Source organism: Bacteroides sp. MSSM.1001136sp1_RTP21357st2_D2_RTP21359_211015 (assembly GCF_040913205.1).
In the GTDB taxonomy this organism is placed as follows: domain Bacteria; phylum Bacteroidota; class Bacteroidia; order Bacteroidales; family Bacteroidaceae; genus Bacteroides; species Bacteroides ovatus.
The window spans coordinates 148,109-160,838 of sequence record NZ_JBDFVF010000002.1 but is presented as its reverse complement, the minus strand read 5'-3'; the positions used below and the strand labels follow the sequence as shown (position 1 = coordinate 160,838).

Here is a 12,730-nt window from a genome sequence, read left to right as displayed (position 1 = left end):
AAAAGCAGGAAGAATAAACCATTTTATTGATGAAAACTATTCAACTTTTACGGTTGATAAGTATTATAAACAGCCTGTTAATAATTCCTGCTTGTAGTGCTCAAAACCCTTCTGAAAGTCTTTTAGAAGATGTTCTTGAAGATTTATCTGTTAATAACGGAACTGATAACTCTGTTAATACTCCTAATTGGGAAAATGAATTGGAAGAACTTTCCAATCGTATGCAAGAACCAGTAAATTTGAATGTTGCTACCCGTGAACAACTCGAACAGTTTCCTTTCCTTAGTGATATTCAGATTGAACATCTGTTGGCCTACATCTATATACATGGACAGATGAAAACCATCTATGAACTTCAACTGGTAGAAGAGATGGATAAGCAAACAATCCAGTATTTACTGCCTTTCGTCTGTATAAAAGCTATTAACAATAAACCTGCTTTCCGGTGGAAAAGCCTGTTGAAAAACGCAGCGAAGTATGGAAAGAATGAACTGTTAACTCGCTTTGATATACCATTTTATAAGCGAAAAGGTTATGAACATACCTATTTAGGACCTTCTGTTTATAACTCTGTGAAATACAGTTTCCGATACAGTGACCGGCTCTATGCAGGAGTCGTTGCTGAAAAAGATGCTGGAGAACCTTTTGGAGCTTTACATAATCGCTACGGCTATGATTATTATTCCTTTTATCTGTTATTAAAAGATTGTGGACGATTAAAAGCATTAGCTGTTGGTAACTATCGGCTTAGTTTCGGACAAGGTCTGGTGATTAGTACTGATTATTTGATGGGAAAAACAGTTTACGCTTCTTCTTTCAATAACCGTAATAGCGGGATAAAGAAACATTCTTCTGCTGACGAATACAACTATTTTCGAGGAGTAGCTGCCACTGTTTCTTTGACAAAAGATTGGGATATTTCTGGTTTCTATTCACACCGTTCTCTGGATGGAGTAATCACTGATGGAACAATCACTTCTATCTACAAAACCGGGCTGCATCGAAGTCAAAAGGAAGCGGATAAAAAGAACCTGTTCACCATGCAATTAACAGGTGGACACGCGAGTTATCAACACAACCGTATCCGATTGGGTATCACCGGTATTTACTACCTTTTCAACCGACCATACGAACCGGAATTAACAGGTTATTCCAAATACAATCTTCATGGAAATAACTTCTATAATCTGGGAATAGATTATGCTTACCGATGGCATCGTTTTTCTTTTCAGGGAGAGACGGCAATCGGAAAACAAGGTTGGGCTTCTTTGAATCGTTTGCAATATTCACCGGTTCAAAACACTCAAATCATGTTGATACATCGGTTTTATTCTTATAACTATTGGGCTATGTTTGCCCATTCATTCGGTGAAGGAAGTACGACACAAAATGAACAGGGATATTATATCGGCTTGGAAACTTCTCCTTTTGCTTATTGGAAGTTTTTCGCCTCATTCGATTTGTTTTCCTTTCCGTGGAAAAAATACAGAGTGAATAAACCCTCCCGCGGAACAGATGCTCTGTTCCAAAGCACTTTTACTCCATACAGCAATTTATCCATGTATCTAAGGTATCGTTATAAACAAAAAGAGCGTGACTGGACAGGTAGTAAAGGAACACTAACACTTCCTATTTTTCACCATCAACTTCGCTATCGTTTGAACTATTCTTTAGGAGATGTGTTAAGCAGTCGTACAACTTTAGATTATAATCATTTTCATTCTCAGGACAGAGCTGCTAATAAAGGATATCAGGTTACACAAATGATATCCTCCCAACTGCCTTGGGCCAGGCTGTTTGCTGACGTTCAGGGCAGTTACTTTTTTACAGACGATTATGACTCGCGTGTATATGCTTCGGAAAGCGGATTGCTTTATACGTTTTATACTCCGTCTTTTCAAGGTCGTGGATTCCGGTGTAGTATCCGTTTCAAATATGAACTGAACAAACACTTTCTATTGATAACCAAGTTCGGCGAAACTGTCTATCTGGACCGTAACGAGATAGGTTCCGGCAACGATTTGATCTGTGGAAATAAAAAAGCAGATATACAAATGCAACTGCGTATTAAGTTTTAGGCTATCTTTGTACGCAACTAATTGGAGAAATTAGTAGACAAAGTGAGCAGTTTAATTTTGCGGTATTGACTATGGATTATTAGTTGATAAAGTATGTAAATTGTAAATGATAAAATTAGAATAAGATGACTATTATTTTTTCTTCACCCATCTTCGGCCCTATCCATTCCCGCCGTTTGGGCGTTTCTTTGGGAATCAATTTGTTGCCGGATGACGGTAAGGTTTGTTCATTCGACTGCATTTATTGTGAGTGCGGTTTCAATGCCGAACATCGTACGAAGAAACTTCTGCCTACCCGTGAAGAAGTCCGCACAGCTCTCGAAGAGAAATTGAAAGATATGCAGGCAAACGGTCCTGCTCCCGATGTATTGACATTTGCCGGAAACGGTGAACCGACTGCGCATCCTCACTTCCCGGAAATCATAGAAGATACGCTTGCACTTCGTGACAAGTATTTTCCAAAAGCGAAAGTAAGCGTATTAAGTAACTCTACGTTTATTGATCGTCCTGCCGTATTCGAAGCACTGAATAAAATAGATAATAATATCTTGAAACTGGATACGGTGGATGAAGAATATATTCATTTATTGGATCGTCCTAACGGAAAATACTCTGTTAAGAAGACTATCGAAAAGATGAAAGAATTCAAAGGAAATTGCATCATACAAACGATGTTCCTGAAAGGAAGTTATCAGGGAAGAGATGTAGATAATACATCCGACAAGTATGTGCATCCCTGGATAGAAGCAGTGAAAGAAATTGCTCCCTGTCAAGTGATGATTTATACAATTGACCGGGAAACTCCCGATCACGATTTGCAGAAAGCTACGCATGAAGAGTTAGACCGTATTGTGGCTTTATTGGAGAAAGAAGGCATTTCGGCAACAGCTTCTTATTGAAAATATAATTCGAATAGGAATCATCTTTCTAATCTGACAATAAATGAAAGATTAAACATCAAACATAAGAGAGCGAACTCTAGAATTCAGCAGTTTTACACTCTTACTCTATTGTTCGCTTTCTTCTATTATTTTATTTAAAAAGAGCTGTTTTATTAGTTATCGTATCAATAATTGATTATCGCGCTGCTATCAGATACTAAGTATATAGGATGTCAGACTACTATCCTGATCAAGATTAAGTTTCCGTTTGAGCCTGTACTTCTTCAATTCGACAGAACGAATTGCAATCCCCATAATAACAGAAATTTCTTTGGTAGATAAGTTGGCGCGTATCAGACAACAGAATTTCAATTCCGAAGGTGATAAGTCCGGATAAACCTTTTGTATGCGTAGCATAAATTCATAGTGCACTTCTACAAAGTAGTTTTCAAAAGATAATAACTTATCTTTTTCCGTAGCGCCCTGCTGAATAATTTTCATTAATCGGAGGTAGAGCTTGTTAGGATACCGGTCGCCCAGTTCATTCTTTTGTGTTTCCACTTCTGTAGAAATAGCGTCCAGCAATTCTTGTTTTTGAGTTAAGAAACGCATCCGGTTTTTAAGTTCACTTTCTTGGTTCCTTACTTTCTCCTGCAGTTGTTCGTAGGCTTGGTGTTGCAGTTCTTCCACATGTTTCTTCTGTTCCTCTTCGTATTGTTTGAGTAATCTTTTCCGTTTTCGTTCGCTGAAGAGAGTCACTATTCCGACGGTGATTATTACCAATAACAATATATATAGCGCAATCATCCATGTTCGTTTGTAGAGAGGCGGAGATACGAGTATCGGGACTATTAATGTGTTTTGATTGCTATCTTTTATTTCGAGTTGATAAGCACCGGACGGCAGGTTGGTGAAGTAAATAGTACCTGACGTCTGCCATGGACTCCATTCATTCGTTACCCCAGGAAGGCGGTAAGAGATGGAAGTGGCATGACTCCCCAGTCCCGTAGTGACTTGAATAGTGATATTGGTGGCGGTATTAGGTAATTCTATTTCCTGCTGGTGGAAATCTACATAAAAAGTATTGTTATCATAATCGTTGAAACAGAAAGTCTCTATCTGTAACGGGCACGGATTGGAGACATGGTGGTTTACCATTCTATTGTTGATAACAACAGTTCCTTCACAGGTAGAAACAAACGTAATTGAATCATTAATCGATTTCAGATTATAATGTTTGTCGTAAAGCATAAGTTCATTATCAACAAATGGCCAGTGCATTATTAATTCGGCAGATAAATCCGCAATGTGATAGAGGAACAACTCTTCATCCGTAGCTACCCAGATATTGTTCTTGTAGGCTGGTTTTATAGATTGCAACTTGTTCAGATATACTATTTCCCTGCTTATTTGTTCTTGTTTTCTGAAACTCTTCCCGGTAATATCGAACATGTATATTCCTTTAGGCGTCGCAAACAGAATTTTATCTTCCACTTTTACCAGACTGATTCTGTTATAATTGGCATATCCGTCTATTTCGGCGAAGTTCTCGAAATCCGTTATCTGATTTAGGTCTTTGTTGATACGTAGGCGGAAGATTCCTTTTTCCGGATGGATAGCCCATACCGTATGAAGATTTTCTGGCATGATGTTGGCGTAATCTTCCGTATTCATAAGTAAAGACTTGTATTTCCAGGTGTTGTTTTTATATTCGAGCAGGGCAATACCAGAATAAGAACGTAAGAAGATATATTCATCGCCACGATCAGCCATATATTCAAACTGTCTGACACCGTTTATGTTGTAGAACGGTTCGAAATTGGCTTGACCGGCTTTCATTTTAAATAGCTGGGTAGTAGTACCGCATAACAATTCATTTTTTAAGTTGCAAAACTGGAGAGGGTACATGGAAGTTTGCATTTTCCTGCCATCTTCCTCATAAAGATAAATACCTTGATTGGAGCCGATATAAGTCTTTCCATCGAAATAGGCTGCGTCGAAGAAAGTACCTATATCAGTGTTTGTCTTCCAGAGATAAGTTGCCGGTTGGAGGATAACCGATGAAATTCCGTTGTCGAGCGAAAGCCATAGAAAGTTTTCGTTGGCGAAACACAAACCGTGAATATTGAGATCTTGCAATTGCGAAGAATGATAATGTGTCTGTTGTCCGTTTTTCAGGTTAATCAGGAATAAGCCGTCGCCAATGGTTCCGACAGCAAGTATCTCGTCTTTCCAGATACTTCCACAATCAATTCGGACGGGAATCTGATTTTTATTCTCCAATTGGATGAATGGGGTTACCTTATTTTCTTTCAGGGTGAATATTTTTCCACTGGTCTGTCCTATGATATACTCGTCATTAGCGATTTGATACATGAATTTAGTTTCTCCGTTCAGAAAGGTGGTATCCTCACAAAAGCTCTTCAGTTGGCTACCGCGAATCTGCATAAGAGGACCGCCGCACTTTTGAGTAAACAGCCTTTTCCCTATCGGATAGAGAGAAACACAACAATCATTTCTGACTAGGTAATCCATCTCCTTACCGTCATACCAGATAATGTTGCCGAAGGAATGGAAATAAACTTTGCCTTCAGTTTCTCCTATGCTCCAGAAAGTTTCTCCTTTGATTCCCAGTTTATTTACCAACGGTAGAAGGGAGATATAGTTTATTTTTCCGTTTGCGTCATATTTCCAGTAGCCGATATTATTATCGCCTGCTGTATAAATTCGGTCACCGATACAACGCACTGTACGTACGGTACTACGTTCACCCGGTTCGAGAAGAGTCCAGTCGTTGCCGTTGTATCTTAATAGTCCGTTATTGTTGCTGCTATATAGAATCTGTTCGGGAGAAATCGTAATGCCCCAGTTCTGAATTCCGCCTTTATAGTTCTTATAATTATAGTTGGTGATTTGCACAGGTGTCTGTGCTATACCTGGAGAGAGGCAGGTAAAGGATAATAAAATAGATAGTCCAAAAAGAATCCAATTGTATCTCATTCGTATTGTATTAGCATGGAATGTACTTATTACAAAGATAAAGAGAAAAATCGAAGATACAATAAAGCAGTTTAATTTGCTAGCAGTTAGCAAATATTTGGTGGAATCACGAGTAAAGGCTTGTTGTTGAATGATAGATATATGCCGGACCATCAATTGTTAGTCCGGCATATATGCTAAAAACACAGTTACCTTGTTACCTGAAAAGTTCCGCAGACGCTGTTTGCGCCATTCCATAATCCGTCTGTTCCTGCATAGACATAAGCTCCGTTGTCTATCCGGTAGCGGAAAGTATAATAATAAGTTCCTGCTTCTGAAACAGCCGGAGTAAAGCCTTGATAATAATACTCATTTCCCCAGTCACTATTCCAGGGACAAGTGGTCCATGTCCAGCCAGCACCAGAAGGGTTCGGATCTGTTGCAGAGTAACCAATTTCACACGTCACATGTTTGTTTCCGGAAGTTGCCGGTTCTGCCAAATTGGTCAGTCCGCTAATGAATACTTTCGAGCCGGCATTGAATTTTTCTCCCACACTGATGTTTTCTCCATCCCATTGGAGATTTGCCCAAGTGACGGAGAGCTTACTATAGTCTATACCATCGTCTTCTTCTTCCTCTCCTTTCACTTCGAAGGTTTTAAACGTACTGGTTGTCCCGTTCCACAATCCGCTTGTTCCTGCGTAAGCATAAGCTCCTTCGTCTATTCGGAAACGGAAAGTGTAATAGTACGTTCCTGATGTGGATATTGCAGGTGTTTTTCCCTGGTAATAATGATTGTTATCCCATTGTCCGTTCCAGTGGCAAGATGTCCATGTCCAGCTCTCATTTGACGGATCGGTATCTGTTGTGGAGTAACCTATTTCACATGTTACGTGTTTATTGGCCGTACCAGTTTGAAGATTCGTCAGTCCTTCAATATAAATCTGTGCACCGGTTTCAAACTGCTCTTCTTTTTCGATGGGATTTTTAGCCACCCAGCTGCCAAGTTCTGCCCAGCTGACAGATAATTTACTGTAATCTTCTATGCTTGCGTATTCATCTTCTTCCTCTCCTTTCACTTCAAACTTTCCGTTGACGTTTACTTCTCCATCCCATAATCCGCCTGTTCCTGCATATTTGTAAGGTCCCGAACCGTTACGGAAACGGAATGTATAAAAGTAAGTGCCGACAGTGAGATTTTTAATACGTCCCTGATAATAGAAGTTGTTGCCCCAGTCTTGATTAAATGGACAGGAAGTCCATATCCAATCTTCTCCGGACGGATCTGTATCAGTAAGAGAATAACCGATATCGCAGGTAATTTCTTCTCCTGTTTCGCTGTCAACAGAATTGGTGATGCCGTCGGCAAACACACACGAACCAGCTTCAAAATCGTCTCCCTCATTGATTACGCTAGCGGCACACCATTGCAAATTGGCCCATGTGATAGGAAACTCTTCATCCGGTCTTTCTCCTTCATCCTGAATACTTTGCTTGACGGTCAGGGTGATTACCTCTTCGTCTTGTAGGAAAAAAGTGACATGTCCTTCGCGGGGCTGACCTGTTGCATTGTCGGAAACAGTGACAGCTACATTCGCTATGAAACTCTCATTTACTCCGGGATAGTTGTCCGGGCTTATGGTAATCCAGTATTCGGAAGCAACGGCACTCCAACGACGGGTGGCATTTACTTTGACGGCAAGAGTGCTTTTATATCCGGTGAATGACAATTCATTCTTGTTGATAGTCAGAGATGCCGGGGCTATCTCTTCGGAATCTTTACAACTCCAAGTGAATAGACTCATGCAAAGAGAGATAAATATATAATATATGTGTTTCATACTGTTTAATTATTGGTTATTAGTTTTATACTTATTCATATCTGAATAGGACTGATCTATTTTATATCTGATTTTACCTATTCACATATGAATGAACAGGTTTTACCGTAAATAGGTTGTCACACGATATATACCCGGACTCCAGACTGCCTGATAGGAAGTAGGTGAGTAAACAAATATCTCGTTGCTGTGGTCGGCATTGTAATTGTTACTCTTTTCCGATGTAAACGTACGACGTCCTTTGGCAATCAGTACAGCGTTGTGGTAAGTTTCGTCACCATTGAGCAAACGGGTGGCTTTCCATTCACCGTCTGTATCATAACCGCCTTCCCATACTTGCTTGATATAGCCCGTTTTCTTTTTGTTGGTAGAAGTAAAATAAACCTTAAGGTTGATTCCGGCAACGACGAACTCATTCTTTCCGGTTTGGATAATCAATCCGTAAGCATCTTCGGCATCGTATTTAATACATAGTTGATAATCGCCCATCGTCACTATACGTTCCGATTCACCCGGCATTTTCATTACGCCAATCATGCGGCTGCTGCCTTGGTATTCGGAAATAAGCGGCATCAATTCATTCAGCACTTTATAGGATTGGGCAAAGACGAAATTATCCGCTCCATCTTCGATACCGAAAGGTGAATAACAAAGTGCACTGTGTTCGCCGAATGCCCAAAAAGCATTAGCCGGTTTCATCACTGCTTCGGGAATCAGCAACGGATTGTCTGCCCGGTGATAGTCTGCCACAATATTCTTGAAGTCAGACAGATAAATATCCGGAGCAAGCACATCGATATGCGGTGCGGCTGCTTTCCAGATGTCCATTACACGGGATACCGGTCCGCCGTTGGGATAAACTCCGGGCATGTCATCAGGCTTTTGCACCAGCCAACAGTTGCAGAAGGTAGGTAGCGGATAAATCTCTTTCGCACCGGCAGAGATAAAATCTATGTAAGTGGCATACTGCCAAGTAGTGTAGAAACTCTTGCTCCAGACATTATCTCCGAATATCGTTTTCCATGTGCCGGAAGTCTTGGCTCCATTCTCCTCCCATACGGAAAGCAGCTCTTTACGCAGGTTTTTGCGGTTCTTTTTCATATATTGGATAAGTGTCTGCGGAACCTCCTGTCCATATGCCGCAAGTGAGGCTTTCGAGTAGTCCATATCCTGAAAGATACCCACTTCGTTTTCCGGTTGCAGGGCGATGATTGTTCCCGTTGTCTGATCCACCTTTTTGATGTATTCCACCAATGTTCTGAATGCTTTGGCATCCGCTTTCATGGTATTTTCGCAGAAAGGGGAAAGCGTTTCGATTTCTTTGCCTTCCACGCTTTTTACGCGGAAAAAACGCTTGGTATCCTCTTTCACCCAAGTAGGCGCATAGCTCGATTCTCCGTTTTTCCAGCTGCCGAACCACAGGATAGACAGTTTGAGTCCGTTTTTCCGGGCTCCATCTATCATATTGTCTATCAATGTATAATCAAATATACCCTCTTGCGGTTCAAACTGTTCCCAAGCGATTGGGGCGAGCACCGTATTCAGGTTCAGTGTTTTCAAGGGAGTCCACAGATTGTTCAGATATTCGGTGGTTGAGGCCGAAGAGTTGTGCAATTCGCCTGCCAGCATGATGAAAGGTTTTCCGTTCACTATCAGTTGCCAGCTTCCGTGTTCGTTTTTTACGAGTTTGGAGGGAACTTCAGTATTTGTTGAAGTCTGGGCCTTCATTGTGGAAATTCCCGTTATTAAAATCAGGCACATTATGGTAGTCAATAATTTCTTCATCGTTGTTATTTATCTTAAAGTTACAGGAATAGAATAAGACTGGTTTGCACCATCGGTCACTGTGAGCGTGTATTTCTTTCCTCTAAGGATGGAGTTGTCGAAGAAAGAAATGATATTGGTTCCTGCTGTCAGTTCGATATTGGTGCGATAAATCTCTTCGTTTTTCGTATTAGCCAGTACAAGCAGTCCGTTACCCGAATTCTTCGTATAGAAATCTATTTCATACTTTTCACGATCGGGATGACGCATCATATCATATACATGGGTTGCGGTGTTGACTGTTGCCAGATAAAATCCCGGGGTATATTCGGGACTCGTTCTGATTTCTGCCAGTTGGAGGCCTTTTTGCACATATTCGTTTTTCATCAGGAGTTTCCAGATAAGTCCTGTACGGTAGTTTTCCATCATGATGGCCATTGGTGCATGTTCCATTGCCAGATATTCCGTTCCTACCGATTTATCAGAAGGGCAGTAGGATATGTTAAGTCCGTAAGTACCGTTTAGTTTTGGATAATTTCTTATCAGGTTCATCAATACTTGTGTAGAGTAGAACGGGGTATATGGAAAAGCGCTGATTGCTGCCGTAGGTGCAATGATACCGTCGTCTTTGAATGGTTCACGCGATTTGTATTCAGGATTTTTGCCGCACCCTCCACAGGCGGTTAGTCCCCAGTCGGATTCTGAATATTTATACTCTTCTGGAGCTTCGTATATGCAGTAATGGCGGTTGATCATTGTATGGCTTACGTTCTGTGTCCAGTAGTAGGTATATTTGTCTTCCATGGCTCTGGGATCCAGTCCAAGGAAAGAATATTGAGACAGGAAAAGTGCGTTGCCATATTCAGTGCCTAATGGCATCAGGTAACCATATGTTTTTCTGCCGGGAGTGGCAAAGTTGCGGCCTTGCCAACAATTCTTGTAGATATCTGTCGATACTTTATGGTTGTCCGGTGCTGCCATAGCCAATATGTATACCAACAGAGTTTCGTTCCAGCCTATCAAAGGTAGTTCGTAGGTATTAGTATCTTTGTGCCATATCCAGTATAAGCGGCCGTTGTTTACGAAATGGTTCCATTCGATGGTCTCCCAAAAATAGTTTGTCGTTTCGCGGATTTCCTTTTCAGCTTCGCTGTTACCGGTGAAATATTCGCAGGCAGTTAGTAATCCGCCCATCATGAAAGCTGTTTCCACAATTTCTCCGGCCTCATTCTGGTTTCCGAAGGGGAGGATTTTGCCGTCGGGTCTGTACCAATGTGCCCAGGCTCCGGCAAAACGGTCGGCTGTTTTCAGGAAGCGGACTATCTTTACGATATGTTCGGCAGCATCTTCACGACTGATCCATCCACGTTCCACTCCTATCACAAGATTCATAATGCCCATTCCTGTGGCACCTGTGGTAAGGGTTGTTTTACTTGTAGATCCGTTGTAAGCCATTCCGGTTGTCTGATTAGCGCCTTCATAGAAATAACTGATAACCTTCTGCTGCTGGTCGTTCATGGCAGCTTTCACGGTAAGCGGCGAATAGGTGTTGTCGTTGTTCACGGTTGATTCGCCTACTGTCGATTCATCTTCCACGCAGTTCCACAGCATGAGTGCCGAGAACAGGGTAGCGGTTATATTTAATATCATCTTTGACATATTTATAATTGTTATTTGGTTTCGATTAATATTTAGGATTTTGTTGCAACTTACCATTCGACTTGTCGATTTCCGTTTGCGGGAGAGGGAATACCTCGTGCTTGCCGACAACGAAGTTGGCTACTTTGTCTTCGGCAATTCCCCAACGTACCAGGTCGAAGTAACGTTCAAATTCCAGCGCCAGTTCGATGCGGCGTTCGTGACGGATTTTCTCTCTTAATTCGTCTTTGTCGGTAGTCTTTATTTCGGGTAATACCGACTGACCGTTACGGGCACGGGCTCTTACCATTTCCAGCTTTCTCTTTGCTTCATCAAGGTCATTGGTTTCGCAGGCAGCTTCGGCGTGCATCAGTACGATGTCGGCATAACGGATGATGCGGAGATTGCTCCAGTAACCATAACACCAGTCGGCACGTCCGTAGAGCGAACGTTCGCTTTTCCGACAATAGGCTTTCCTGTTGAAGTATTTGTAGTTGCTTGCCACCACTTCTTCACCATCCACTTTTTCACCGTGTTCCAGTATAGTAGCACCGAAACGCGGGTCGTTACTTTCGTAATCGTTCATCAGATTTTCACTGGGTGCATTATGTCCCCAACCTAAGTTCGGGAATCCGCGGACACCGTTCATCAGGCACCATTGGTTGTTTTCGCCGATGATAGAGATGTTTTGGTCCGGTTTGTAGTCGGCGTTGATTTCCCAGACAGATTCGGGACCGAATTCGTTCTCTTCCCAAAATATTTCCGCATAAGGAGTAGAGAGGTCATTATCTTCGGAACTGATGATTTGTCCGGTGTAGGTCAGACAGTTGTCGTAATCCTTTTCATATAGGTAAGTTTTGGCGATGATGGCACGGGCGGCGTTTTGGGTGGCACGTCCGATGTTTCCCGAGTTAACTGCTTCTTTGCGGGTAGGCAGGTCGTTTATCACTCCGATCAGTTCGGACAGATACTTGTTGCGGATAACCGTTGCACTAAGCTGGTCGGCCATTGCTTCATCCTTTCCCATTACTCTGTCTACGTAGGGTACTGCACCAAATGCCTGTGTCAGTCGGAAGTATGCTGCTGCACGGATAAAATAGGCTTCGGCCCTGTACTGTCTGGTTGCTGCTGTTTCCCCATTGGCTTCTTCTATGTCTTTCAACATTTGCAAGGCTTCGTTGGCTTTGGTGATGGCAGTGAATTGAAGAGAATAATAGGTATTAAACATACTGTTGGCCGGCGTGAATGACATGGTAGGAAACTGGCTGAAGTCTACCCCACCGTCGCCCGAAGGTCCTCCGGGGTGACTGTTATCCGTTGTATGACATTGCATGGCGGTTATAGGCCAGGTCTGTTGGGCGAATACGTTGTATCCGTCCATTAACGTGGCAAGGACGAGAAGTTCCTGTGCGGTACCCATATCATAATTGCCTTCGTGATATTTACCTTTCGGTGCATTATCGAGGAAGGTATCGCTGCAAGAGGTACAGGCGAACAATATTGCTATTATATAAGTAATTCGTTTCATAATTCGTTGATATTTCTAATG

7 protein-coding genes are annotated in these 12,730 nt (G+C 41.9%); 2 read left to right on the top strand and 5 right to left on the bottom strand.

Annotated elements, in window-relative coordinates; genetic code table 11:
• Window positions 1-29 precede the first annotated feature (29 nt).
• A complete protein-coding gene (locus AB5217_RS02555) occupies window positions 30-2,078 on the top strand; it encodes a helix-hairpin-helix domain-containing protein (protein ID WP_032854516.1) in 2,049 nt (682 codons plus the stop codon).
• 125 nt (window positions 2,079-2,203) lie between these two features.
• Window positions 2,204-2,977, top strand: coding sequence for a radical SAM protein (locus tag AB5217_RS02550; protein WP_032845846.1), 774 nt, complete (start codon window positions 2,204-2,206; stop codon window positions 2,975-2,977).
• 192 nt (window positions 2,978-3,169) lie between these two features.
• On the opposite strand, the gene AB5217_RS02545 is transcribed toward AB5217_RS02550, so the two are convergent.
• From AB5217_RS02545 to AB5217_RS02525, 5 genes are all read right to left on the bottom strand, one after another.
• A complete protein-coding gene (locus tag AB5217_RS02545; RefSeq protein WP_032854517.1) occupies window positions 3,170-5,959 on the bottom strand; it encodes a triple tyrosine motif-containing protein in 2,790 nt (929 codons plus the stop codon).
• A 188-nt stretch (window positions 5,960-6,147) separates the two neighbouring features.
• The gene (locus tag AB5217_RS02540; protein ID WP_229115754.1) at window positions 6,148-7,779 is read right to left on the bottom strand and encodes a BACON domain-containing protein; all 1,632 of its coding nucleotides are present in this window, start codon (window positions 7,777-7,779) and stop codon (window positions 6,148-6,150) included.
• 102 nt (window positions 7,780-7,881) lie between these two features.
• The gene (locus AB5217_RS02535) at window positions 7,882-9,564 is read right to left on the bottom strand and encodes a DUF5597 domain-containing protein (protein WP_368112625.1); all 1,683 of its coding nucleotides are present in this window, start codon (window positions 9,562-9,564) and stop codon (window positions 7,882-7,884) included.
• Window positions 9,565-9,573: 9 nt separating this feature from the next.
• Window positions 9,574-11,193, bottom strand: coding sequence for a glucoamylase family protein (locus AB5217_RS02530; RefSeq protein ID WP_229115755.1), 1,620 nt, complete (start codon window positions 11,191-11,193; stop codon window positions 9,574-9,576).
• 34 nt (window positions 11,194-11,227) lie between these two features.
• The gene (locus tag AB5217_RS02525) at window positions 11,228-12,709 is read right to left on the bottom strand and encodes a RagB/SusD family nutrient uptake outer membrane protein (protein WP_032845854.1); all 1,482 of its coding nucleotides are present in this window, start codon (window positions 12,707-12,709) and stop codon (window positions 11,228-11,230) included.
• Window positions 12,710-12,730 lie beyond the last annotated feature (21 nt).